At 62.7% G+C, this 22,527-nt stretch carries 26 protein-coding genes; 10 read left to right on the forward strand and 16 right to left on the reverse strand.

Annotated elements, in window-relative coordinates; genetic code table 11:
- Positions 1 to 11: 11 nt before the first annotated feature.
- Positions 12 to 542 carry an isopentenyl-diphosphate Delta-isomerase gene (idi, locus tag ACWFSR_RS13770; protein WP_447522666.1) on the forward strand — a complete coding sequence of 177 codons (531 nt, stop codon included), beginning with the start codon at positions 12 to 14 and terminating at the stop codon, positions 540 to 542.
- A 50-nt stretch (positions 543 to 592) separates the two neighbouring features.
- Here the strand turns inward: idi and dcd are convergent, their stop codons facing one another.
- The 3 genes from dcd to ACWFSR_RS13785 form a co-directional block, all read right to left on the reverse strand.
- Entirely contained in the window at positions 593 to 1,198 is a 606-nt protein-coding gene (gene dcd, locus ACWFSR_RS13775) for a dCTP deaminase (protein WP_010204399.1), read from the reverse strand.
- A 66-nt stretch (positions 1,199 to 1,264) separates the two neighbouring features.
- The gene (locus ACWFSR_RS13780; RefSeq protein WP_197109254.1) at positions 1,265 to 1,672 is read right to left on the reverse strand and encodes a riboflavin kinase; all 408 of its coding nucleotides are present in this window, start codon (positions 1,670 to 1,672) and stop codon (positions 1,265 to 1,267) included.
- A 42-nt stretch (positions 1,673 to 1,714) separates the two neighbouring features.
- The gene (locus ACWFSR_RS13785) at positions 1,715 to 2,209 is read right to left on the reverse strand and encodes a flavin reductase family protein (RefSeq protein WP_197106769.1); all 495 of its coding nucleotides are present in this window, start codon (positions 2,207 to 2,209) and stop codon (positions 1,715 to 1,717) included.
- A 141-nt stretch (positions 2,210 to 2,350) separates the two neighbouring features.
- Here ACWFSR_RS13785 and ACWFSR_RS13790 point away from each other — a divergent pair, with 141 nt between their 5' ends.
- On the forward strand, positions 2,351 to 2,950 hold the full coding sequence (locus tag ACWFSR_RS13790; RefSeq protein ID WP_197106770.1) for a PadR family transcriptional regulator: 600 nt from the start codon (positions 2,351 to 2,353) through the stop codon (positions 2,948 to 2,950).
- Here ACWFSR_RS13790 and ACWFSR_RS13795 read toward each other — a convergent pair.
- The 9 genes from ACWFSR_RS13795 to ACWFSR_RS13835 all read right to left on the reverse strand — a co-directional run bounded on the left by ACWFSR_RS13795 (position 2,947) and on the right by ACWFSR_RS13835 (position 11,153).
- A complete protein-coding gene (locus tag ACWFSR_RS13795; RefSeq protein WP_447522667.1) occupies positions 2,947 to 4,314 on the reverse strand; it encodes an NtaA/DmoA family FMN-dependent monooxygenase in 1,368 nt (455 codons plus the stop codon). The two genes, ACWFSR_RS13790 and ACWFSR_RS13795, sit on opposite strands and share 4 nt — an antisense overlap.
- 86 nt (positions 4,315 to 4,400) lie before the next feature.
- Positions 4,401 to 5,258, reverse strand: a complete 858-nt coding sequence (locus ACWFSR_RS13800; protein WP_197106772.1) for an ABC transporter permease — start codon at positions 5,256 to 5,258, stop codon at positions 4,401 to 4,403.
- Between the two features lie 22 nt (positions 5,259 to 5,280).
- The gene (locus tag ACWFSR_RS13805; protein WP_447522668.1) at positions 5,281 to 6,081 is read right to left on the reverse strand and encodes an ABC transporter ATP-binding protein; all 801 of its coding nucleotides are present in this window, start codon (positions 6,079 to 6,081) and stop codon (positions 5,281 to 5,283) included.
- Positions 6,082 to 6,154: 73 nt separating this feature from the next.
- Entirely contained in the window at positions 6,155 to 7,258 is a 1,104-nt protein-coding gene (locus ACWFSR_RS13810) for an ABC transporter substrate-binding protein (RefSeq protein WP_307783764.1), read from the reverse strand.
- Between the two features lie 213 nt (positions 7,259 to 7,471).
- The gene (locus ACWFSR_RS13815) at positions 7,472 to 8,134 is read right to left on the reverse strand and encodes a hypothetical protein (protein ID WP_447522669.1); all 663 of its coding nucleotides are present in this window, start codon (positions 8,132 to 8,134) and stop codon (positions 7,472 to 7,474) included.
- 75 nt (positions 8,135 to 8,209) lie between these two features.
- Positions 8,210 to 8,887, reverse strand: coding sequence for a hypothetical protein (locus ACWFSR_RS13820; RefSeq protein ID WP_197106775.1), 678 nt, complete (start codon positions 8,885 to 8,887; stop codon positions 8,210 to 8,212).
- 81 nt (positions 8,888 to 8,968) lie between these two features.
- Positions 8,969 to 9,664, reverse strand: coding sequence for a Crp/Fnr family transcriptional regulator (locus tag ACWFSR_RS13825; RefSeq protein WP_197106776.1), 696 nt, complete (start codon positions 9,662 to 9,664; stop codon positions 8,969 to 8,971).
- 97 nt (positions 9,665 to 9,761) lie between these two features.
- Entirely contained in the window at positions 9,762 to 10,394 is a 633-nt protein-coding gene (locus tag ACWFSR_RS13830) for a class I SAM-dependent methyltransferase (protein WP_197106777.1), read from the reverse strand.
- A 9-nt stretch (positions 10,395 to 10,403) separates the two neighbouring features.
- Complete coding sequence (locus tag ACWFSR_RS13835; protein WP_197106778.1) at positions 10,404 to 11,153, reverse strand: flavodoxin family protein; 750 nt, start codon at positions 11,151 to 11,153, stop codon at positions 10,404 to 10,406.
- 113 nt (positions 11,154 to 11,266) lie between these two features.
- Between ACWFSR_RS13835 and ACWFSR_RS13840 the strand changes: the two genes are divergently transcribed.
- Positions 11,267 to 12,706, forward strand: coding sequence for a dihydrolipoyl dehydrogenase family protein (locus ACWFSR_RS13840; RefSeq protein WP_197106779.1), 1,440 nt, complete (start codon positions 11,267 to 11,269; stop codon positions 12,704 to 12,706).
- 29 nt (positions 12,707 to 12,735) lie between these two features.
- On the opposite strand, the gene ACWFSR_RS13845 is transcribed toward ACWFSR_RS13840, so the two are convergent.
- Positions 12,736 to 13,332, reverse strand: a complete 597-nt coding sequence (locus ACWFSR_RS13845) for a CDP-alcohol phosphatidyltransferase family protein (RefSeq protein ID WP_447522670.1) — start codon at positions 13,330 to 13,332, stop codon at positions 12,736 to 12,738.
- 50 nt (positions 13,333 to 13,382) lie between these two features.
- Positions 13,383 to 14,114, reverse strand: coding sequence for a TVP38/TMEM64 family protein (locus tag ACWFSR_RS13850; RefSeq protein WP_447522671.1), 732 nt, complete (start codon positions 14,112 to 14,114; stop codon positions 13,383 to 13,385).
- A gap of 141 nt (positions 14,115 to 14,255) precedes the next feature.
- Here ACWFSR_RS13850 and ACWFSR_RS13855 point away from each other — a divergent pair, with 141 nt between their 5' ends.
- Genes ACWFSR_RS13855 through ACWFSR_RS13870 form a run of 4 tightly spaced genes read left to right on the forward strand, consistent with a single transcriptional unit; the run spans position 14,256 to position 18,395 of the window.
- A complete protein-coding gene (locus ACWFSR_RS13855; RefSeq protein WP_197109245.1) occupies positions 14,256 to 15,533 on the forward strand; it encodes an ABC transporter substrate-binding protein in 1,278 nt (425 codons plus the stop codon).
- On the forward strand, positions 15,533 to 16,393 hold the full coding sequence (locus ACWFSR_RS13860) for an ABC transporter permease subunit (RefSeq protein WP_447522672.1): 861 nt from the start codon (positions 15,533 to 15,535) through the stop codon (positions 16,391 to 16,393). The genes ACWFSR_RS13855 and ACWFSR_RS13860 overlap by 1 nt, the downstream gene beginning before the upstream one ends.
- Positions 16,390 to 17,277, forward strand: a complete 888-nt coding sequence (locus ACWFSR_RS13865; protein ID WP_231603892.1) for an ABC transporter permease — start codon at positions 16,390 to 16,392, stop codon at positions 17,275 to 17,277. The genes ACWFSR_RS13860 and ACWFSR_RS13865 overlap by 4 nt, the downstream gene beginning before the upstream one ends.
- Positions 17,274 to 18,395, forward strand: coding sequence for an ABC transporter ATP-binding protein (locus ACWFSR_RS13870; RefSeq protein WP_197109243.1), 1,122 nt, complete (start codon positions 17,274 to 17,276; stop codon positions 18,393 to 18,395). The genes ACWFSR_RS13865 and ACWFSR_RS13870 overlap by 4 nt, the downstream gene beginning before the upstream one ends.
- Positions 18,396 to 18,441: 46 nt before the next feature.
- On the opposite strand, the gene ACWFSR_RS13875 is transcribed toward ACWFSR_RS13870, so the two are convergent.
- The gene (locus tag ACWFSR_RS13875) at positions 18,442 to 19,149 is read right to left on the reverse strand and encodes a TVP38/TMEM64 family protein (RefSeq protein WP_447522673.1); all 708 of its coding nucleotides are present in this window, start codon (positions 19,147 to 19,149) and stop codon (positions 18,442 to 18,444) included.
- A gap of 124 nt (positions 19,150 to 19,273) precedes the next feature.
- On the opposite strand from ACWFSR_RS13875, the gene mgrA reads away from it, so the two are divergent.
- The 3 genes from mgrA (at position 19,274) to ACWFSR_RS13890 (ending at position 22,310) form a co-directional block, all read left to right on the forward strand.
- A complete protein-coding gene (mgrA, locus tag ACWFSR_RS13880; protein WP_447522674.1) occupies positions 19,274 to 20,302 on the forward strand; it encodes an L-glyceraldehyde 3-phosphate reductase in 1,029 nt (342 codons plus the stop codon).
- A gap of 128 nt (positions 20,303 to 20,430) precedes the next feature.
- Entirely contained in the window at positions 20,431 to 21,456 is a 1,026-nt protein-coding gene (locus ACWFSR_RS13885) for a DUF3179 domain-containing protein (protein ID WP_447522675.1), read from the forward strand.
- An 86-nt stretch (positions 21,457 to 21,542) separates the two neighbouring features.
- Positions 21,543 to 22,310, forward strand: a complete 768-nt coding sequence (locus ACWFSR_RS13890) for a DNA alkylation repair protein (protein ID WP_447522676.1) — start codon at positions 21,543 to 21,545, stop codon at positions 22,308 to 22,310.
- On the opposite strand, the gene ACWFSR_RS13895 is transcribed toward ACWFSR_RS13890, so the two are convergent.
- Positions 22,307 to 22,516, reverse strand: coding sequence for a hypothetical protein (locus tag ACWFSR_RS13895; protein WP_447522677.1), 210 nt, complete (start codon positions 22,514 to 22,516; stop codon positions 22,307 to 22,309). The two genes, ACWFSR_RS13890 and ACWFSR_RS13895, sit on opposite strands and share 4 nt — an antisense overlap.
- Between the last annotated feature and the right edge of the window lie 11 nt (positions 22,517 to 22,527).

The following is a 22,527-nucleotide window of genomic DNA, read 5'->3' on the forward strand; positions in this document are numbered from 1 at the left end:
CTATCGCGATCATGAGTGAAATCCCTGAGCAGGTTGTACTTCTCTCCGAGTCCGGCGAGCACATTGGCGTCGCTGACAAGGCCCTCGTTCACACGACCGACACCGCCCTGCACCTCGCGTTCTCGTGCCACGTCTACAACGCCGACGGCAAAGTACTTGTCACTCGTCGCGCACTCTCCAAGCTCACCTGGCCTGGCGTCTGGACAAACTCGTTTTGCGGGCATCCGGCTCCCGGCGAGGACATGGCCGCTGCGATCATCCGCCGGGCCAAGTACGAGCTCGGAATTACCGTCAGCGACGTGCAACTCGTACTGCCCGATTTTCGTTACCGCGCCGTTGACTCCTCCGGCATCGTCGAGAACGAGATCTGCCCCGTCTACCGTGCCGTGACGACGGATGCCGCAGCCCCCAACCCGGCCGAGGTCGACGAATTCGACTGGGTCGATCCTCAGTCGCTGCACACCTCAGTGGCCGCAACTCCGTTCGCGTTTAGCCCGTGGCTCGGCTGGCAGTTGGAGCAGCTGGACGCTCAGCGCGACTAATAGCCGCGTCAAGTGAACCACGCGGAGCTCGCACGACGAGTAATCGCGCGCTAGCCCCCGAGCGAACCCGCGTCATTCGCGCGCACGTCGGTGCGGTGAAAGTTCTGGAAGCTGCGACTAGCCGTTGGACCACGCTGGCCCTGATAGCGCGAACCGTATTGCCCCGAGCCGTAAGGCGACTCAACCGGCGACGTGGTCTTGATGAAGCACAGCTGCCCAATTTTCATGCCTGGCCAGAGCTTGATCGGCAAGGTCGCCACATTGCTGAGTTCGAGGGTGACGTGACCCGAGAAGCCAGGGTCAACGAAGCCAGCAGTCGAGTGCGTGAGCAGACCGAGGCGCCCGAGTGAACTCTTGCCCTCGAGGCGAGCCGCAACGTCGTCGGGCAAAGTCACGAGTTCGAATGTGGAACCGAGCACAAACTCACCGGGGTGAAGGATGAACGGCTGGTCGGCATCCACCTCCATGAGGTGAGTGAGGTCTGGCTGATCTACGGCCGGGTCAATGAATGGGTATTTGTGGTTATCGAACAGGCGGAAGAAGCGATCGAGCCGCACATCAACACTCGACGGTTGCACCATGTCGAGATCGAGAGGGTCAAGGCCGATGCGGCCAGTGGCAAGTTCGGCCCGGATGTCACGATCACTGAGAAGCATGGCCTAAGACTAACGAAATCCCGGCTGCGTAGTGCTCAGATGAGCAAATCTGGGGAGCCGCGAAAGTTACGGGCGCTGCGCCGGGAGAGCGAGAGCGATGCGGGAGGCCGCGACATCCGCCGCCGTCTTCTCGATGAGTTCGTCGAGGCTCTCGTAACGGAACATTCCCCGCAACCAGGCGTGCACCGTGAACTCGACCTCAGCGCCATAAAGGTCGCTGTCGAAATCATGAATAAAGGCTTCAACTCGACGCTCGGTCACGTCGTCAAAAGTGGGGTTGTCACCGATGCTGATGGTCGCGCCATGACGGGTGGCAGCCGGCGGGAAGGTCACCCAGCACGCGTACACACCGTCGACAGGCAACGCCGCGTGGTCGGTGACCGCAATATTCGCGGTGGGAAATCCCAGTTCGCGACCACGCTTATCGCCGTGCACGACGATGCCACGAAAGCTCAGCGTCGGTGGATGCTCCATTAGCCCCACCCTAGCGGCGGGCCTGCCGAGCACGCTCGCGGCCTACAGCCCGCGGAACTGGCTGAGGTGAAAGACAAGAGGAGTGACTTCGGGGAATGCCTCGGAGTGGATGACTTCGAGAGTCACGATCTCGTGGTCGCCGCCATCAAAGCTGTTGCGGATCTCGCACTCAAGCCAGAGCGCGGCGCCATCCATATGTATTGCTCCACCTTCGGTGGCACGCCACGCGATGTCGGCGAAACGGTCGCCGGTGCGGGACGCCAGACTGCGCGCAGTGCTCTCTTGATCGGCGCCGAGCACGCTCAGACCAATGCGAGTGGCGCGAGCGAGCACCGGCCACGTGGTGGAGGTGCGCGCGGGACACACGGCCACGAGGGGTGGGTCGAGGGACACGGAGGTGAACGAATTGACCGCGATGCCGGTTGGCGCGCCGTCAACGACGGCCGCGAGAGCGACGACGCCGGTGGGAAAGAGCGAGAGTGCTCGGCGAAGAGCAACCTGTGGGGGAACTTCTTCCGCGGTGGTCTGATGCGACATGGGCGGACTCCTTTGCTTGAAATGTTCAACCAGCGACTGCTAGTCAAGTTTGAACATATGACTACATGTTAGTCATTTTTGATCATGTAAACAACTGACTTTCTGCCCTGCACGCACATCGCTTGGCCTACGATTGGGGGCATGTCGACTACAACTCGCTTGGTCGTGCTGGGAGCTGTAAACCAGTTCCAGCCAGTTCACGGCTACTTCCTGCGCCGCGAACTCATGACCTGGCACATCGACGAATGGGCCAACATCCAACCCGGCTCGATCTACAACGCGCTGCGATCGCTTACCAACGACGGTTACCTCGCAGAGAACGGCACCGAGTCTGCTGGCAACCGACCCGAGCGCACGACCTACCGCGTCACCGAAGCCGGCGAAGTTGAACTGCTCCGGATGCTGCGCGATGCCCTCTGGACGGTCGAGGTCTTCGACACCAAACCCGTCATGGTGCTCACCTCGTTTATGTACGCCCTGCAGCGCGAAGAAGTGCTCGCCGGCCTTGAGCATCGCGTCACCGAAATTGATGCCCGCATTGCCAGCAACGCGTACCACATCGGCGATGTTGCGACCTCGACTTCCACTCCCGCCTACGTTCGCGAAATCTTCGAACTTGCGACATCTCGCTTGCGCGGAGAACAGCAGTGGGCTCGAGACGTGATCGGTCGCATCCGTTCCGGCGACTATGTCTTTGCCGGAGAAGATGGCGACCGTCCCGCTCGACGCGCTACTAGCTAGCTCGTCGCTTCGACCGCGGCTGTCGCCCGGTAGGCGGCACCCGGGTGGTCGTCGCGCAAGATCGAATCGTCGGTGCCGAGCAGACGCTCGCGCAGCGTCGGAGCGTCATAGCCTTCGCCAGCAACTCCCCGCTCGCGCAGAATCGGCAGCACCTTCTCAATGAACTCGACCGTCGAGCTGGGCTGGATCATCGGCGTCAGCAAGAAGCCGTCGAGGTCAGCACCCTCAGCGAGAGCGATCATCTCGTCAGCGATCTGCTCAGCAGTGCCCACGAAAGGCTTGCTGCGCACACCGTTGCCGTGCCACTGAGCGAGAACATCGCCAACGGTCTGGTCGCCGAAGCGGGTGACCTGAGTCTGCGACAGCTCAGTGTGGAGCTCCTTCATCGGGGTTGCCGGGTCGAAGGATGAGAGATCGAGGCCCGTGAACCACGCGTAGGAGGCGACAGCAACGTCGGGGCTCTCGGCATCCAGCACCGCTTGCAGCTTGGCCTTCGCTTCGTCGGCTGTGTCGCCGATGACGCACGTGAACGCCGACATGATCTTGACCGAGTCGGCGGCGCGACCGTTCTTCACCGCTTCTTCACGAATGGATGCGACCTGCTCGGCCACTTTCTCCACGGCTCCGCCACCGAGGAAGACAGCTTCACCGTGTTTGCCGCCAAACTCGCGACCGCGCGGTGAGGTGCCGGCCTGGAAGAGCACCGGGGTGCCCTGCGGCGAGTACGAGGAATTTCCGTAGCCGTGCGACGTGAAGTACGGACCATCGTGCTCGATGCGGTGAACCTTGGCGGGGTCAGCGAAGCGACCATTCTTGTCACGCTCAAGCGCGTCACGCTCCCAGGCGCCCTCCCACAACTTGTAGACGACCTCCATGAAGTCATCGGCCATGTCGTAGCGCTCGTCGTGCGCGACCATCGGGACACCAAAGGCTTGCGATGCCGTCTCGGCCGTTCCCGTCGTCACGACGTTCCACCCGATGCGGCCACCCGAAAGGTGGTCGAGGCTCGCGATACGGCGAGCAAAAGCGTAGGGCTGTTCAAGAAGAGTGGATCCCGTGAGCACGAGTCCGAGGTTCGTGGTGGTCGAGATGAGGGCAGCAGCCAGAATCGCCGGATCGAGACGCGGCAGGTCGAGGCCCTCGACCGAGCAGATCTCGGGACGCTCGCCGTTGACGTCAGCCCAGCCCCAGGCATCCGCCAAGAACATGAAATCGAAGCCGGCTTCTTCGCACATGGTGGTGATTTCGCGCCAGTAGTCGAGGCGGTCAAACATGTCGCGCTTGTTGTCGGGGTGACGCCACGTGGACGTTCCCGAGTCGTTGGCCTGGGGGTTTTCGAATAGACCGAAGCGAAGCTTCTTCATGGTGAAACCTTTCGTGGTGGTGAAAAAGTCAGGTGGTGGTGAAAAAAGTCAGAGTGGTAGCGGGAAAAGGTGGGCGGAGCCGAAAACTAGCGGCCGACGGCGGCTCCATCGCTCCACCACAGCACTCGCTTGCGCACGAGAGCGAGCAGTGAAATGAGCACGACGCCCATGAAGCAGAGCAAGGTGATGCTGGCCCAGGTGACGGGCAAGTTGGCTTGGGCTGCGGCGATCGTCACGAGGGATCCGAGCCCCGCCTGTTGACCGGCAGCGACAAACTCGGCAACGGCTGCACCAACGATCGCGAGGGGAAGCGCAATGCGCAGTCCCGCGAACACGTAGGGCATTGAACCGGTGAAACGCAGGTCGCGGAAGATCTCCCAGCGGCTGGCATGCAGTGTCTTCATCACGTCGAGAGCTCGGTCATCCACATCTCGCAGCCCGGCAAGCGAGTTGACGAGCATCGGGAAGAACACGACCAGTGCGGTCACAATGAACTTGGGCGTCATGCCGAAGCCGAAGGCCACGACCAGAGCCGGTGCGATGGCCACGATCGGCGTAACCATGACGACAACGACGAGCGGCATGACCGCGCGTTCCATGACCTGAAACTCAGCCATGATGATCGCCAGAATGAAACCGGCGATGATGCCCGAGCTAGCGCCCACGAGAACCTCAAGCCCCGTCACGAGCATGTTCGCCCAGTAAGTGTCGGCATCTTTGATGAGGCTCACCCACACCTGGTCGATGGTCGGAATCACGTACGGGTTCGCGATCGCGGTGATCTGCCAGAGCGCAGCAGCAATCACAAAGGTGATGACGGCGGGAGCCCAGTTGCTCCAGCGCAGATTCTGTTTGAACTTGGCCGAGGCCAACGGTGAGAAGCGTCGGCCGGTAGCGCTCGTGGCCGCCTGAACGGCGAGCGCTGACGTGTCGGTTGTTGACATGGTGTCCTCGTTCTTGCGTGACTTAGGCACTCTTTTGTCCCATCACTTCGCGCAACGTGCCACGAACTTGGCCTTCAAGGTCACGGAATTCGTCGGTCGCGTACACGTCGATCGTGCGAGGGCGCGGCAGGGGAACATCGATGATCTCGGCGATGTGGCCCGGGTGGGCTCCCATCACGACGATGCGGTCGGAGAGCATGATTGCCTCCGGCACCGAGTGGGTCACGAACATGACGGCCTTGCGGTTGGACTGCCAAAAATCGAGCAGCCCCAAACGTTGAGCGTCACGGTTCATCTCATCGAGTGCCGAGAAGGGCTCGTCCATGAGCAACACACTCGGGTCGAACACGAACGCGCGGGCAATAGCGACCCGCTGCTGCATTCCGCCCGAGAGCTGACCGGGGTACTTGTCGAGCGCGGCACCCAACCCGAACGACTCCAGAATCTCGCGAGGGTCTCGCAGGTTGCGGTTCGCATTCGCTTTCGGGTTCACCGTCATCGGCAGCCGCACATTGTCGAGCACAGTGCGCCACGGGAGCAGCGCTGGGGACTGGGGAACAAGACCAATCATCTTGTTCTTCGTCGCGGCTTTCACCGTCATCCCGTCGACCATGACGGTGCCGCTGTCGGCGTCGATGAGGCCAGCGACCGTCTTGAGCAGTGTCGACTTGCCGCAACCGCTTGGTCCGATCACGGAGACAAACTCGCCCATCTTGATCGAGAGGCTCACCTGATTGAGCACGAGCGTGCGAGCCCCATCGGGGCCGAAGCTCTTAGAGACGTTCTCGATATGAACGCCCGCGTGTGGCTGTGCGGTTTCCACAGTTACTCCCTGAGTTGTGAAGCCGGATGCCGCACCGGGTGGGTTGGTGCGGCATCCGAGCGGGGTGGTCGGGTTAGTTGCCCGGCCAGATCAGTTCGCCGTCTGCATAGAGATCAGCGACGAGCGTTTCATCCATCATGTCGGTGATAGCGGGAAGGGTGTCAACGTTGCCGAACTTCTTCACGAGTTCGTACTCGGCCTCCCAGTCAGCAGCAGTCTGGGTTCCGGGGAGCCCACTGTTGCTGTCCTCGACCCACTGCGATTCCACATTCCAGGTGCGCTCGAGCTGTTCGCGCGGGAAAGCAGAGCCTTGACCGTTGTCTTCGGCAAGCTGGGCGATCATGTCGAGGCACTCGTCGGAGCTGTCGAGGCAGAACTGCAGGGCGTGCAGCGATGCGCGCATGAAGTCAGCGGCGACTTCGCGGTTGTCGGCGAGGAACTCGGAGTTGATCTCCATGACGTTGTAGGTGCCTTCGACGCCCACATCAGAGGGGAAGAACTCGCTAAACGGCAGACCCTGAGCGCGAAGGTTCTCGGGCTGGTTTGAGGCGTAGCCGACAATGGCGTCGACCTGTCCGCGGGTGACCACGGTGGGGTCGTAGTTGGTCATCTTGATCAGTTCGACCTTGCTGACATCGACGTCAGCGGCATCCAACATGGCGGATGCGATCGGGGTGAGGTTGATGAAATAGCCGAGCGAACCACCTTCGAGATCCTTGAGGCTCTCGATCTTTTCGTTGGCGAAGATCGAGAACGGCGGGGTGTTGCCGTAGGTCGCTACCGCGGTGAGGTTCTTGCTGTTGGCGGCGGCAAGCATGACATCGGATGCCGAACCGAGGGCGGTGAATTCGGCCTGGCCGGAGGAAACGAGCTGTTGTCCGTTCGCACCGGAGGCATTGATCTCTACGTCAAGGCACAGGTCCTTGAAGTAGCCGAGCTCTTCGGCGAGGAATACGTCGAGCTGGCCAGCGCTGGCCGAGTATCCGTAGCCGGAGATGTAGGTGATGGTGCCCACCGCGGCGTTGCGGTCGCAGGCTTCCTGAGAAATCAGGAGGTCGCCGGCGTCGGGCGTGGATTCTTCTGCGGGGGCTGTGCAGGCGGAGAGCGTGAGTGCTGTTACCAAGAGTCCTGCGATGCCGAAGCCTCGCAATTTCTTGGAATCAAGAGGTGTAGTCACTTGGATCCAGGTTCCTTCCTAGGCCGTATCCGTCATTGGATGGCTAGACAAAACGTACATGATCAAGATTGACTGTGCAAACTTGATTTACGGTCGCTTTGACTGCCACCACGCGCCGACAGTGCGCGCCAATAATTGTGTCGCGGGTAGACAAATCGTGTGCCCGACGGCACACGGATGGTTGCTATTGACGTTAGCGGAGGGCAGCGAGAGTCAATAGGTGCGCGTGGGGTTCGCCATTCGCACTTCGTCGAGCACCGCGTCAGCGACGTTAACCGTGAGCTCGGTGCTCGTGCCGGAGACGTACACCCAGAGGTCGCTCACGAAGTAGTGAGTCTGAGCGCTCCAGCCCACCGCGGTTTCGAACTCTTTCTCCAGAGTCGTCACCGTTCCCGCGCTTGCACCGGTGAATCCCGTTGCTAGCAGCGCGTCTTGGAGGTTCGTGGCATCCGCCTCTGAAATGTCGGTGACGATCACGGTGAAGCCACCATCGGAGTTCGGAACACCCCAAATGCAATTCTTGGCGATCGAGGCGTTGCCTGCCGCGGTCTCGATTTCGGGCAGTTCATCGCCGCGAATCGGAATCGTGTCGTCAGCGCCCAAGACAACGGTTGAGGGAGAGAACAGACTCTTCGCGTCGCTCAACGGCAGCAAAGTGGCGCAGCCGGGAAGGATCAGCGGATCCGGCGTCGGAATCGGAGTGGAGCTCGGTGAGGCAGTGGCCGAAGGCGCGCTCGATGTCGTTGAACTTTCTGGCGCCGCGGGAACGCACCCGGCAAGCACCCCACTCACGAGCAGTGCGGATGCCGCAGCCACCATCATCCGCGTCTGTTGTCGACGCCCGAGTACCAATTTTTCGCCCCACCCACTGTTCATGATTGAAGAGTAACCCCGTACGGCTCGCACCGGAAGACGGCAACTCCGGCTGATGCGCGCGCCGCTCTCAGGCCTCTAGTAGTCACGAGTCGGGTTGGCTGCGCGAACCTGCTCAAGCGCGCTATTCGCGACGGGAACCGTAATGCTGAAGCTGGTGCCTGCGGCGTAAACCCAGAGGTCATCGATCAGGTAATGCGTTCGGCCACTGGCCTCTATCGGACCATCTGCTTCGAGCATGAGGGACGTTGCGCCGCGGCTTTCAAAGCTGAAATACCCAGCCCCCATCAGAGCCGCCGAGAGCAGGTCGGCGTCTGTCGGCGCGATATCGGCAACGGTGAGTCCGAAAATCGCACCCGAGTTGGGGAGGCCCCAAAAGCAGGTGCGCCCTACCGTCGCGTTCGCCCCCGCAGTATCGATAGCCGCGATGGGCTCGGCAGTGAAGTGCGCGGCATCTGACCCGTCTCCCTCGAAGTAGAGCTCGGTTGCTGCACCCCACAGGGCCCGTGCATCAGCGATCGGATACAACGTGTCGCATTCCGGAAGAGACAGTGGGTCAACCTCGGGCTCTGACGACACTGACGGCCCTGGTTCAGCCGTGGTTGGCGGCTGCGATGGCAACGGCGCTCCCCCATCAGGGCTAGCTGGCGTGCACCCAGCCAGCGAAAGCGCAACGAGAAACGCTCCGGCTGACGCCACGATCGCGCGAACGGGTGAACTCGCCACCCCTGTTTTTGGGCCCTGTAGAACATCCATAACAGCAAGGTAGAACAACCGCTCTACCCTGCGCGTGAGTAAGAATTACTTCATCGCGCGAGCGGGACGTTCGCGAGCGCCTTAGCTGGACTGACGCGCAAGCTGGCCGAGGGCATCCGCATCGAGAATGACGACGCGGGCGCGGCCCTGCCGGATGATGCCGCGGCTGGCCAGATCAGACATGGCCTTGCTCGTGGATTCGCGGGTCGCGCCGAGGAGCCCAGCGAGCTGGTCGTGACTGAGTCGAATCGTGGGGTTCGCGAAGCGTGGGGTGCGCGAGGTTTCCGCCAAGCGCACCAGGGTGCTGCACACGCGCGATTGCAGCGGGCGCAACGCAAGATCGGTGAGGCGCTCTTCGAGCCGAACTACTTGCTCGCCAAGGTGGCGCGAAATGCGGATCGCGATGCGTGGGTCGGCAAGAAGGTACCGTTCGACATCCGCCGTATTGAGGAGACAGATTTCGACGTTGTCGATCGCTTCGGCGTAGTTGTCGTACATGCGCTGGCCGACCATCATCATTTCGCCAAAGACTGCGCCGGGCTCAAGAATGGCCATCGTCAGCGCCTTGCCGTCTTCGGTGACCCGGAAGATGCGGATGCGGCCCTTCTTCAGAATGAAGAGTGCCGTGACGGGCTGGCTCTGGCTGAAGACCATTTCGCCGAGCGAATACGAGCGCGAGGGCGCCATGCGATCCATCTGCTCGATCTCGGCAGGCGAGAGGTCGGCGAACAGGTCGACTTCGCTGAGGCAACTAAATGAACCGTTGTCGATCGGCATGAGTGGTTCAGGATCCCTTCGCTGAGGCGACCACGGGCGTTCGCCCGCCACAGGGGCTGACGCCACTCTCTCGCCACACGGATCCATCATGACATGCTCACTTGAGTGTTCCCGTGACGGCTTGAATGTGACCGCCGCGACGGCTTGCCTGCAGCACGTCGTCGGCACGCTCGGTTAGCCACTTCCACGGATGCGCTTCGATATCGGCGCCACCCATTCGGCACGCGAGGCGCGCGAGCGGGGTAAACACTTTCGCCATCCCCACAGGTCGCTGCATGTCGACGATGCCGACTCGACCACCAGGGGTGAGCAGCCGTTCTGCTTCTGCCAGCACTTCGGGGTGGCTCCCCATCACACTGAGCGCGTAAGCCGAGAAGACGGCATCGATGGTGGGTGCTAAACCATCTATCGCAAGATCTTCTGCCGACATTTTCGTGGCATCCGCCTGTACGACACGCACGTTCGACCAGCCTTTGCGGGCCGCCCGCTTGGCCGCGACCTGCAACATCTGGGCACTCGCATCGACGCCAATCACCTGGCCCGTTGGGCCAACCGCATCGACGAGCAACTCAAAGCTGAGCCCGGTGCCGCAGCCGAGATCCACAACAGTGTCTCCCGGGCGCAGCCCCATGAGCTCGATACCGGCAACACGGCCTGAACGATAGACCGCCCATTCGCCAGACATCGCATCGTAAAATTGCGTGCCGAAGCGGTATTTCTTCCAAGCCATGTCGTGCGCCTAGCGGTATTCGGGGTTGGCTTCGAAGCCGAAGTGCTCGCCGTCGTTCCACGCTTTACGTGTGTTTCCGTAAGCGGGGATGCCGCCGGCGTTCTTGAGAATCGAGGCCATGTGCATGAGGTTCCACGACATGAAAGTCGTGTTGCGGTTCGTGAAGTCGTTCTCGAGGCCGCCTGAACCCTCGTCGAGGTAGCTGGGGCCGGGGCCGATTTCGCCGAGCCAGCCGGCATCCGCTGCGGGCGGGATGACGTAACCAATGTGCTGAAGGCTGTAGAGAACCGACATGGCGGAGTGCTTCACGCCATCCTCGTTACCGGTGAAGAGCGCGCCGCCAACCTTGCCATAGAAGACGTACTGGCCCTTGTCGTTGAACTCGCCACTCATCGCGTAGAGGCGCTCGATGAGCATCCGGGTGACAGAGGAGTTGTCGCCCAGCCAGATTGGTCCGCCGATGACGAGGATGTCTGCCGCTTCGATGAGGGGCCAGACTTCGTCCATCCAGGCGTCCTTCTCCCAGCCGTGTTCGCGCATGTCGGGGTAGACGCCGATCGCGATGTCGTGGTCAATGAAGCGCACGTTGTCGACGTGCACTCCGGCACTGCGCATCAGCTGGATGCTGGAATCCATGAGCCCCTGGGTGTGGCTCATCTCGGGGCTCTTCTTGAGCGTGCAGTTAATGAAGACGGCCTTGAGCCCGTCGTAGCGGGGAGCGTCAGCAGGAACGGTGTTCGCGTTAGTTTCGGTAGCCATGACCCGATGTTACGGGCGAGCCCTCCCTGCGAACTGTGATCTAGCGTACGGTTCGCTGAACAATGCGCTGCTAAACATGACTGGGGGCAAACGCCCTCTCGAAAGGAACACGCATGCCCGCTCAGTGGGATCTCATCGTCATCGGCTCCGGCAGCGCCGGAATTGTCGCCAGCAAGACCGCCGCCCGTTTTGGAGCACGCGTGCTGCTTGTCGAACGACACCGCCTCGGTGGGGACTGCCTATGGACCGGCTGCGTGCCCTCCAAGTCACTGATTGCTGCCGCTCATGCCGCGCACGTTGCGCGCACCTCGGAACGCTTTGGCGTCATCGCCGAGAACGTGACGGTCGATTTCGCTCGCGCGATGGGCCACGTTCAGGATGCGGTAGCCACGATCGAACCACACGACTCGGTTGAAGCCTTTGCCGAGTTCGGCATCGAAGTCGCCCACGGCGATGCTCGCTTCACGGGGCGCCACTCTCTCGAGATCGACGGCACTCGCCACACCTTCGTGCAGGCGGTCATCGCGACCGGCACCGTGCCGCGCGTTCCCTCTTTCCCCGGCGCGGACAGCGTTCAGATACTCACGAGCGACACCATCTGGGAACTCGACGAACTCCCTCAACGCTTAGTGGTTCTCGGTGGCGGCGCAATCGGCAGCGAGCTCGGCCAAGCAATGGCACGGCTCGGTTCTGACGTCACGATCGTGAACCGCAGCAGCCGCATCCTCCCCGGCGAAGAAGAGCGCGCGAGCGCGGTGCTTCACGCCACGTTCGAGCGCGACGGCATCACCATGCTTCACAACCGCAGCGCCGTTGAGGTCGTCTCGAGCGATGGCCTCAGTGGCGAACTCGTGCTCGATGATGGAACCCGCGTTCCCTTCGATCGCCTGCTCGCCGCTATCGGCCGCACCCCCAACCTCGACACTCTCTCCCCCGAAACGGCCGGCGTTGCCGTCACCGATCAGGGCTACGTTGACGTGGATGCCTCGCTGCGCACCACAAACAAGCACATTTGGTCGGCGGGAGACGTTGCCGGGCTGCCGAAGTTCAGCCACGTTGCTGGCGTGAGCGGCAGCACCGCCGGCACCAACGCCATCCTCGGATTGCGCCGCAAATTCAACGACGCAGTCGTGCCGCGTGTGACGTTCACCTCGCCCGAAATTGCCGCGGTTGGCCTCACCGCAGCGGATGCCGTCGAAGGAAAGCACCGCGTCTTTACCGGCGAACACAGTGCCACTGATCGCGCCATTGCTGAAGGCGACGACGACGGCTTCGCGCAGATCGTTGTGAACTCCGGCGGGCGCGTGCTCGGCGGAACAATCGTCGGCCCCCGTGCCGGAGAAAGCCTCGGCGAGCTGACGGTTGCCGTGAGCGCAAAACTCTCCACGAGCACTCTGGCCAGCGCCACTCACGCCTACCCGACGTTCACCGATGCGCTGTGGAATGCCGCGATCGCCGACGTGCAATTCCGCTTGAAGAGCGGAGTCGTGAAGTCGGGCATCCAACTGCTGGCTCGAGTGCGGCGTGCACTGTTGGGCACGCCCCGCGACTAGAGGTGAGGCGGCCCGGCGAGAAGGCGGCGCTAGCGCAGTATGCGGTAGCCGACGATCATCCGCTGGGCAGCGCTGACGAGAACGACAACGCTCCAGACGAGTGCGATCTGCCAGGCAATGAACGGCAGCGCGAGCCAGAGGGTATGAACGAAGACGGTTTCGCCGCCCTCGGCGATGCGTCCGAGAAAGAACAGCGAGCGATTGTCGTCGTCTGAAAGCGTGCGGCCGGTGCGTTCAGCGATCGATGAGAACGCCAAGAACGCAGCGCCATTGATGTAGTACGCGAACAGCACGACCAAGAACGGCCACCACGGCGCATCGAAGGCAGCCGTGGCGCCGATTGCGACGCCCAGAACCGTCGCGCCGTAAACCACGAAGTCGGCGACGATATCGAGAAAACCGCCCGCTTCGCTCGCCGTGGCGGGCCGGGGAACGGATGCCGCAGCGCGCCGGCGGCGAGCCAGCGTTCCGTCGAGCCCGTCGAACACTCGCGAGAGCAACCACGCCACGAGGGCCAGCGCCCAGAGCTGAGTTGCGGCGAGCGCCGCACTGCTCAACCCGATCACGAGTCCGGCGATGGTGAGGCGGTCGGGCGTGATCCAGGGCACGTCGAGCGCGGAAGCCATTGCGTTGAGAGGTTTGCTGACCGCCCGACGCAGCTGGACATCCAGCATCGTTAGTTGTTCTCCGCAGCCGCGTCGCCGGTTGTGACGTCGTCGGTTGTCGCGAGCACCGGGCTCTCACCGGGAGCCGCTGCGGCCGCAGCATCTTTTTTGCGCAGCCGGCCAGCAACAATGCCGCCGCCGATAGTGAGCACGCCGAGCGCTCCGAGGGCGATGAAGAAGCCGCTGTTGAGTTCGGCCCCGTAGGCGCCGACGGCGACGAAGGCCATGGTGCCGGGGATGATGCCGACGGCGGTGCCGATCATGTAGTCGCGCACTCGCACGGCGGTGAGGCCAGCGGCGTAATTGATAACAGTGAAGGGGATGAGCGGGATGAGGCGCAGCGCGATCATGGAAAGCAGTCCGCGCTTCTGCAGCATCTCGTCGACGGCGCGAACCTTGCCGCCGGTGTACTGCTCAACGGCATCGCGGCCGAGAAGGCGGCCAATCCAGAAGGAGAGGGCTGCGCCGATAACGGCACCCACGAGCACCAGCAGCGTGCCGATCCACAATCCCCAGGCGAGCCCGGCCGCAATGCTGATCACGGCTTTCGGCGCTGGAGTGAGGGTAAGCACGGCGTAGGCGACGATGAAGATCACAGCACCCAGCAGTCCGGTGCCTTCCGCCCATCCTTGAATCTCGTCAACGGACGGGATTTCGATCGTGAACGCCACGATCACAATTGCGATGAGGAAGACGACAAACGCGCCAGCTTTCCACAGGGAAGAGGACCGGTTCTTTTTCATTTGGCCAATGTTATGTCGAGGCTCCGCGCTGCGTATGTGATGTGGCTTACTGAGCAATGAAGAAGTTCGCACTTAGTCTTAGAGTTCGCTGCGCTGGGTGTCTGGCGCTTCCTCTTCCGTCGACCGTCAAGGAGCACGTGCGTGCCGATTCGCAATCCGTTTCGCCCTCAACACTCCACGACCGCACGCCGCCGCATCCTTCCCGCGCTTGCTACGGCAGCAGTGACCGCATTGGCCCTGAGCGCGTGCTCGGCGCCGACGACCGCTCCGAGCGGTCCTGAGTTCTTCGATTGGTCTGACGTACAGGTTGCTGCTGACGGCCAGACCGTGAAGTTGTGGATGTGGGGCGGCGACGATCAGGGCAACGCCTACGTCGACGACGTACTAGCTCCGGCCGCGGCGGCGCAGGGCGTCACGCTCGAACGCGTACCGATTGCCGACACCAAGGATGCGCTCAACCGCGTTTTCACTGAGCTGCAGGCTGGCCGCAATACGGATGGCGCTGTCGACCTCGTGTGGATCAACGGCGACAACTTCCGCACCGGCAAACAGGCGGATGCCTGGTTTTGCGAGTGGACAGACCTCCTACCTAACATGACGGCAGTTTCCGCCACCGACCCGCTCCTCACGGAAGACTTCGGCACCCCCGTCGACGGCTGCGAGGCGCCCTGGCACAAAGCGCAGTTCTCGTTCGTCTACAACTCGGCGACCGTGCCGAACCCGCCAACCACGATCGAAGGCATCCTCGAGTGGGCTGAAGCCAACCCCGGCCGCTTCACGTATCCGGCCGCCCCCGACTTCACCGGCTCCGCTTTCTTGCGGTCGGTGCTCTACAGCGAGTCCGGTGGCTACGAGAACGTCCCATCCACCTTCAGCGATGAGGCTTTCGACGAACTCTCGCCGGCGCTGTTCGACCGCCTCGACGCCCTCGCTCCGTCGCTGTGGCGTGAAGGCAGCACGTACCCCGCAACATCCGAACAACTCACCAAGCTCTTTGCCGATGGTGAGATCGACATGATGATGACCTACGGGCCAGCCACCCTTACCGCCCTCGTCGAGAACGGCACCCTGCCCGACACGACGCGAGTGCTGACCGTCGACGACGGAACGCTCGGCAACGCCAGCTTCTTCGGCATCCCCAGCAACTCCGGCAACATTGCCGGCGCCATGGTCGTCGCCAACGAGGCCCTGTCGGTTGAGCAGCAGGTCGCGAAGGCTGACCCGGCCGTGTGGGGCCAGTTCACGGTTCTTGATCTGGATGCTCTCTCTGCCGATGACCGTGCCCTCTTCGATGCGCTGCCGCAATCGCCCGTCGTGCCGAGTTTTGACATCCTTTCGCAGAACGCCAACCCCGAACTTTCGGCCGAATGGGTTCCCGCTCTCGATGACGCTTGGCGCACGAGGATCGCTGCTCGCTGATGACAGCGATGCTGAGCCGGCCGCGACGCCGAGGGGTGCGCGCCACCCTTCTCGTGCTGCCGGCGGTGATCCCGGTCGCGATTGTGGTGATCGGTGGCATCGGCACCACAGTGGTGCAAAGTCTCGGCCTCATGCCCCTCGTGGGCACGCCCGCGTTGAGCGTTGAGGCCTTCGAAGGCACCGACGGTCTCCTCAGCTCGGCGCTGCTCTCCCTCGGGATCGCCGTCGTCTCAACCGCGATCGCTGCCGTCGTCGGCTTCTTCACCGCCGTGCTGATCATCTCCGGAAACTGGGGCGGCCGCATCGTGGGTGCGCTCAGCGCTGCCGCCGTTACCGTGCCCCACCTCGTCGGCGCCGCGAGCGTTGGACTCCTCCTCTCCGACTCTGGTGTGCTCGCGCGCATTTTCGGCATCCCGCCAGAGTCATGGCCCGCGCTCGTCGCCGGCCCCACCTGGTTTGCCGTGATCGCGGAGTACGCGTGGAAAGAGTCAGCGTTCATCGCGCTCATCATTGTCGGCACCCTCGCCACCCGCATCACGTCCTACGACGAAACTGCCGCGGTGCTCGGCGCTCACCGCGGAGCACGGCTGCGCTTCGTCGTTTTGCCGCTGGCCGCCCCGTCGCTGCTCGTGGCATCCACTATCGCTTTCGCTTACACGCTCGGTTCCTATGAGGTCGCATGGCTGCTCGGCAAGACCTACCCCGAACCGCTCTCGGTGATGGCGCTGCGCCTCTTCAACTCGGCTAGCCTCACCGCGCGACCAGAAGCGGCCGCCGTTGCCGTGATTACTCTGCTTCTCACTGCCGCCGTTGTCGTGCTCGCCATGCTCGGACTCCGCCGGATGCGAGCGTGGCAATGACCGTCACCACCACGAGCGTCGACCTCGACACAGCGCGCAGCAACCAGCAGCAGCGGCGGATGCCCGGAGATCACGGTCGGCCCCTGACCCAGTCTCGCGGGCTCGCCCGTGCCCTGCGCATCCTGTCGACCGTGCTGATTGCGCTGTGGTTCGCGTTACCTTTCTTACCGCTCGTGCTGTGGTCGTTTGCTGACCAATGGATGCACCCCGCAGCGTTTCCGATGGAGACCGGCACCGACGGCCTCACCGCCGCTATCGCCAACGGGGGCGGGCGCGCTTTCCTCCATTCGCTTGCGCTCTCACTTGTCGTGGCCGCGATCGCAACCCCGCTCGGTGCGATGGCCGCCCGCGCCCTTTCTCGCGGTCAGGTGCGTTTCGGCAAGGCGATCAGCGTTCTGCTTTTCTCGCCGGTGATGCTGCCGCCCTTTGCTGCGGTACTCGGTCTCAATGTGCTGCTGTTGCGGGCGTGGGTTCCTCCCGTTGTTGGCGTGGTTCTCGTGCTGGTGGCCGTCGCGATTCCGTATACGACCTTCTCGATGCGTGCCGCCTACGCCGCCTACGACGATGGGTACGATGAAGCCGCCCGCACGCTCGGGGCGAGTTCGCGGCTGACGTTGTGGCGCATCCACCTGCCGCTGATTGCTCCGGCGCTGGCACGGTCCGCGTTTCTCGCGTTCCTCGTCGGGTGGAGCGATTACCTCATCACCTTGGTGGTGGGAGGTGGCCACCTGGTGACACTGCCGCTGATTATTGCGTCAAGCGCATCCGGGGTCGGCAACGAATCAAGTGTGGCGGTGCTGTCGTTGTCTGCGGTGATTCCGCCGCTCATTCTGCTTGGCCTCATCGCTCGCAGCCGTAATCTTGACCCAGGGAGACAACGATGACCACTGAATTGATGACCTCTGCGATCACGCTCACGTCTGTCACGAAGAGCTATTCGACCACCGCGCCAGCCGCGCTGCACGGCGTGAACCTTGACATTCTGCCGGGCACGAGCACCGCCATTGTCGGGCCGAGTGGCTCAGGCAAGAGCACGATTCTGCGCATTATTGCTGGTCTTGAGGATGCCAATGGTGGCCGTGTGCGCCTCAGCGGCCGGGATGTCACCGCGCTTCTCCCGGAGCAGCGCGGTATCTCGATGGTGTTCCAGCGCCCGCTGCTGTTTCCACATTTGACGGTGCTCGACAATGTCGCGTTCGCCGATCGCGCTGCGGGCGTCAGCCGTGCGCAGGCGCGGGAACAGGCCCGCGAACATCTCGAGATGGTGCAGATGGGCACGTTCGCTTCTCGCTCACCGCAGTCGCTTTCGGGCGGTCAGCAGCAGCGCGTTGCCGTGGCGCGTGCTCTCGCAGCGAAGCCCTCGGTGCTGTTGCTCGATGAGCCATTCAGTGCCCTGGATCCCGGGCTGAAGGATGAAATGCACGCGATGATTGCGAGCATTCGTGCGGCCGTGAATCCGACTATTCTCTTCGTTACTCACGACCGCGACGAAGCGAGCGCGATGGCCGAACGGATCGTCGTGTTGGAGAACGGTCAACTGCTGCAGCACGACACCGTTGATCATGTTTTTCATCAGCCTGCGTCGCTTGCCGTCGCCCGGTTGCTTGGCGGCAAGAATGCTTTTGCGGGCGTGATCGACAATGGCGTGCACCATTCCGCGATCGGTGCTGTCGCCATCGACGCGCACGTTGCTTCGGGCCCCGCCACGCTGGTGTTCCGTCATGAAGCAGTAACCGCGTCCCTGCGTCTCACGGGCAGCCCTTCCAGCGATGCGGGGCTTACCGTTGCCCACCCTGATGCTGCGGCCTGCCAAAGATTAGGCCCGCGCGAGCTTCGCGGCACCGTCACGGCTGCCGTTCAACGTGGCCCGCGCCGCGAACTTGTCGTGCGGGTCGGAGATGCGGATGTTCACACCGAGGCAGCTCCCGGCAATCTACTCTCGGTCGGCGACCCCGTCACCGTGAGCTTGCCCTGCGAAGCGCTGTGGACGGTGCCCGCTTAGCGGGACAGACGCGGCGACCTTGGGGCGATCATCCGCCCCTGCAGGACTATGCCTGCTCTGGAGCAGCCTGCTCTGGAGCAGCTTGCTCTGGCACAACTTCTTCTGGCGCCGAGTCATCTTTGCGGATGCGGTGCGCAATAATCACACCGCCTAGGGCGAGCACGCCAAGTGCTCCCACCGCGATGTAGAACCCGCTGTTGAGCTCTGCCCCGTACGCCCCAACGGCGACATACGCGAAGGTTCCCGGGATGATCCCGATGACAGTGCCCAGGGCGTAATCCCGGATGCGCACAGCAGTCAGTCCTGCCGCGTAGTTGATGAGCGTGAACGGGAGCACAGGGATGAGTCGCAACGCAATCACCGAGAGCAGTCCGCGGCGCTGCAACATCTCATCGACGGCGCGCACTCGCCCTCCCGTGAAATGTTCGACAGCATCCCGCCCTAGTACTCTGCCCAGCCAGAACGAGAGGGTCGCACCGATCAAGGCGCCGATCAGCACAATAAGAGTGCCTACCCAGAGTCCCCACGCGACACCACCAGCCATGCTCAGCACGCTCTTGGGAATGGGAGTCAGCGTGAGGAGCGCGTAGCCGATCACAAAAAGGGCAATCCCGAGACTTCCGGCGCTCTGGGTCCACTCGTGGATCTCATCCACGGAAGGAAGTTGCACCGTCAACGCGACGACCACAATTGCCACAAAAATGACAAGAAGCACGCCAGCGCGCCACAGAGTTGAGGTGCGGGGCTTTGTCATTAGGCCAATGCTACGGCTCCCGCACTGGCCGGAAGTGTGATGTGACTTACTCAGCAGCAGACTGGTCCCGATGAGGAACTCCCGTTCCCTGCTGCAGTGAGGAAAGTTATGGCAGCATTAGCGAATGGTCTATGTCGCTGATGATGCCCGTTACGAACCGATGCCCTACCGCCGTGTTGGGCGTAGTGGCCTGAAATTGCCGGCCGTGTCTCTCGGCCTCTGGCAGAACTTTGGAGATGACAAACCGATCGCGAATCAGCGCGCCATTCTGCGCCGCGCTTTCGATCTCGGCGTCACTCACTTCGACCTCGCCAACAACTATGGCCCTCCCGCCGGTTCTGCCGAGTCGAACTTCGGCCAGATTCTGCGCGAAGACTTCCGCCCGTACCGCGACGAGATGATCATCTCGAGCAAGGCCGGCTACGACATGTGGCCAGGCCCCTACGGTGTGATGGGGTCGCGCAAGTATTTGCTCGCGAGCCTCGACCAGTCCCTCAACCGACTCGGTCTCGACTACGTCGACATCTTCTACTCCCACCGCGCCGACCCCGACACTCCTCTGGAGGAGACGATGGGTGCGCTGCACACCGCCGTAACTTCGGGCCGTGCACTCTATGCGGGAATCTCGAGCTACTCCCCCGAACTCACGCGCGAAGCCGTTCGCATCATGAATGACCTCGGAACGCCTCTGGTCATCCACCAGCCTTCGTATTCGATGTTCAACCGCTGGATCGAAGCCGACCTTCTCGACACCGTCGACGAACTCGGCCTCGGCGTTATCGCCTTCTCGCCGCTCGCTCAGGGTCTTCTCACTGACCGCTACCTCGGCGAAGTTCCCGCAGACTCGCGCGCAGCCAAGGGTGGCTCGCTCAAGTCGGGAATGCTCAACGATGAAACGCTCGGTCGCGTAAAGGCGCTCAACGACATCGCTTCCGGACGCGGCCAGTCGCTCGCGCAGCTCGCCATCTCGTGGGCGCTGCGCAACGACCGCGTCACGTCGGCCCTCATCGGCGCCTCGAGCGTGACGCAGCTTGAGCAGAACCTTGCTGCGGTTCAGAACCTCTCGTTCGAGGATGCTGAACTGGCTGCGATCGACGAGCACGCCAAGGATGCCGGCATCAACCTGTGGGCAGCATCGAGCGCGGTTTCCTAAACCGAATTCTTAGCGGCAGAGCGGTCGATAGCGCGCTATCGACCGCTCTGTGCGCCATGTCACAGACACGAATAGCAGGCTCCTCTTAGTCTGGGCGAATACCACGCGCCACGACCGGGAGCCAGCTCATGAAGAAGCGAACAACCGCAATCGTGATTGCCGCCGCCGTCGCGGGAATCACAGCCATCGTCGCGGGCATTGCATTGAGCGGCAGTAACCTCACCTCGCCGAGCGGTTCCGCGGGAACGACAGGTTCGTCATCCAGCGCGGTTGATATCCCGCCTTTCCTTGAGCAAGGCTTTGCCGCCACCGACTGGTCGCAGGCCGACCCGGCAATCAGCCAGGCGCTCAGCGGCGGGCCGCCCAAAGATGGCATCCCGGCGATCGATGAGCCCCGCTTTGAGCCAGTAGCCGACTTCGAGCATCCGGATGACGTTCTCGCCATTGTGGTGCAGGGCGACACCGAAACGAAGGTGTACCCCTACAACATTCTGGTCTGGCACGAAATTGTGAACGACACGATCGATGGTGCACCGATCGCTGTGAGCTTCTGCCCGCTCTGCGGCAGCGCAGCCGTGTACGACAGCGTGCTGCCCGACGGAACCGTCACTACTTTCGGAGTGAGCGGCGGACTTCTCGAGAGCAACATGATCATGTTCGACCGTGAGACTGAGACGCTCTGGCAGCAGAGCACCGGCAACGCCTTGGCTGGCACGCACTACCCGAGCGAACTCCAGCTGCACAGCTTCCAGTTGCTCAGTCTGGGTGAGATCAAGCAGCGCCACCCGGATGCCGTGGTGCTCAGCGAAGCTACCGGCCATACGCGCGACTACTCCAACAATCCCTACGCCGGCTATGACGACAGCGACAGCTTCTACTTCGTGCCCAGCCGAGTAGATGACCGCTACCCGTCCAAAGAAATCTTCGTGGCGTTCACGGTGGGCGACACCCACGTGGCAGCCCCGTGGCTGACGCTCGACGACGGCATCAGTTACGAAACCACTGTCGCTGAGGGCACGGTCTCGCTCACGAAGACTGATGGCGAGCTGGAGATCATCGGGCCAGACGGAGCTGAGATTCCGTTCTATTTCGAGATGTGGTTCAGCTGGGCTGTGCAAAACGACGACGGTGAAGTTTTCGACCCCACGCGGTAGGGGTCACCTGCGCGCGCACTGCCCTTGGTGCGCAATGGGCCGAGCATCCGCCTCGCCGCGCGGAGTGTGCTGTGGGAAGGTTGGGCGTGAGTTCTTCCGACACGCATCAGCACCTCGCCGAAGTACTCGGCGCGCTTTCCGCGCTCGCCACCGAGACCGGCATCTCGCCCGAACGAGGCGATCTCGTGCGGGCCGACCGGCGCTCCGACTATGAGTACCTCGGACTCCGAACGCCCGACCGACGCCGCCGGGTTGAGGCTGGCTTTTCGTTCACCGACCAAGATTCGACATCCGTACTCGCTGCGTGGGATCAGATCTGGAACCTGACCAACAACGGCGACGTGATGTTCGCGGCACTCGATTTCTATCGGCGCCGGATCGGTTCGCGCTCCTGGACTGCTGACGACAGCGCCAAACTCTGGAGCACCGCCGTCGGCTGGATCGGGCGCATCGACAACTGGGCTCACGCCGACGACTTGGCTCGGCTGTATTCGTTCGCGCTGGCTGACCAGCCGGAGCTTGTGATCCCGACGCTCGAGGAGTGGAGCCGTGCCGACGGCGAATGGCAACGGCGTATCGCGGTGGTGAGCCTCATCCACTACAGCGGCAAGAACGCCGTCTTCATGCCGATCGACCCGTGCCTTCGTCTGCTCGCCAACTGCGTCGATGACCAGCGCGAAACAGTCTCGAGCGCGCTCGGTTGGGTGCTGCGCGAACTGTTAGCCGTGCATCCGGATGCCGTACTCGCGTTTCTTGAGACGCACGCGGAGCGCCTGCCGCGGCCGGCAATTCGTCGCGCCACCGAGCGCCTGCCGCAGCCCGAGCGCGACCGCGTTCGCGCGTCGCTTGCTTAGCTCGGGTCGGCTTCGGGCTCAGCCTTGGGCCCCGCGTCGGGTTTAACGTTGGGGCTGGCTTCAGCCGCCGAGTCACGCTTACGCTTCGACGTTTCGTCGAAAACCTGGGGATCACCGTTACCGCCGCCGTTGGCTTGCAGAACGCTCTGCGCGATGTTCGCCGCCGTCGCGCCGAGGCGATAGAGGAACGCGGTGAAGTTGGCCATGCTGCAACCCT

It is taken from the genome of Salinibacterium sp. NYA9b (assembly GCF_976973725.1).

Coding starts and splice junctions, on each gene's coding strand:
- ACWFSR_RS13870 (WP_197109243.1), top strand. CDS start 17,274: ATGACCACTGAATTGATGACCTCTGCGATCACGCTCACGTCTGTCACG.
- idi (WP_447522666.1), top strand. CDS start 12: ATGAGTGAAATCCCTGAGCAGGTTGTACTTCTCTCCGAGTCCGGCGAG.
- ACWFSR_RS13840 (WP_197106779.1), top strand. CDS start 11,267: ATGCCCGCTCAGTGGGATCTCATCGTCATCGGCTCCGGCAGCGCCGGA.
- ACWFSR_RS13815 (WP_447522669.1), bottom strand. CDS start 8,134: ATGAACAGTGGGTGGGGCGAAAAATTGGTACTCGGGCGTCGACAACAG.
- dcd (WP_010204399.1), bottom strand. CDS start 1,198: ATGCTTCTCAGTGATCGTGACATCCGGGCCGAACTTGCCACTGGCCGC.
- ACWFSR_RS13895 (WP_447522677.1), bottom strand. CDS start 22,516: ATGGCCAACTTCACCGCGTTCCTCTATCGCCTCGGCGCGACGGCGGCG.
- ACWFSR_RS13820 (WP_197106775.1), bottom strand. CDS start 8,887: ATGGATGTTCTACAGGGCCCAAAAACAGGGGTGGCGAGTTCACCCGTT.
- ACWFSR_RS13785 (WP_197106769.1), bottom strand. CDS start 2,209: ATGTCGCATCAGACCACCGCGGAAGAAGTTCCCCCACAGGTTGCTCTT.
- ACWFSR_RS13835 (WP_197106778.1), bottom strand. CDS start 11,153: ATGGCTACCGAAACTAACGCGAACACCGTTCCTGCTGACGCTCCCCGC.
- mgrA (WP_447522674.1), top strand. CDS start 19,274: ATGGTCTATGTCGCTGATGATGCCCGTTACGAACCGATGCCCTACCGC.
- ACWFSR_RS13860 (WP_447522672.1), top strand. CDS start 15,533: ATGACAGCGATGCTGAGCCGGCCGCGACGCCGAGGGGTGCGCGCCACC.
- ACWFSR_RS13795 (WP_447522667.1), bottom strand. CDS start 4,314: ATGAAGAAGCTTCGCTTCGGTCTATTCGAAAACCCCCAGGCCAACGAC.
- ACWFSR_RS13825 (WP_197106776.1), bottom strand. CDS start 9,664: ATGCCGATCGACAACGGTTCATTTAGTTGCCTCAGCGAAGTCGACCTG.
- ACWFSR_RS13875 (WP_447522673.1), bottom strand. CDS start 19,149: ATGACAAAGCCCCGCACCTCAACTCTGTGGCGCGCTGGCGTGCTTCTT.
- ACWFSR_RS13800 (WP_197106772.1), bottom strand. CDS start 5,258: ATGTCAACAACCGACACGTCAGCGCTCGCCGTTCAGGCGGCCACGAGC.
- ACWFSR_RS13830 (WP_197106777.1), bottom strand. CDS start 10,394: ATGGCTTGGAAGAAATACCGCTTCGGCACGCAATTTTACGATGCGATG.
- ACWFSR_RS13845 (WP_447522670.1), bottom strand. CDS start 13,332: ATGGCTTCCGCGCTCGACGTGCCCTGGATCACGCCCGACCGCCTCACC.
- ACWFSR_RS13850 (WP_447522671.1), bottom strand. CDS start 14,114: ATGAAAAAGAACCGGTCCTCTTCCCTGTGGAAAGCTGGCGCGTTTGTC.
- ACWFSR_RS13790 (WP_197106770.1), top strand. CDS start 2,351: ATGTCGACTACAACTCGCTTGGTCGTGCTGGGAGCTGTAAACCAGTTC.
- ACWFSR_RS13865 (WP_231603892.1), top strand. CDS start 16,390: ATGACCGTCACCACCACGAGCGTCGACCTCGACACAGCGCGCAGCAAC.
- ACWFSR_RS13885 (WP_447522675.1), top strand. CDS start 20,431: ATGAAGAAGCGAACAACCGCAATCGTGATTGCCGCCGCCGTCGCGGGA.
- ACWFSR_RS13780 (WP_197109254.1), bottom strand. CDS start 1,672: ATGGAGCATCCACCGACGCTGAGCTTTCGTGGCATCGTCGTGCACGGC.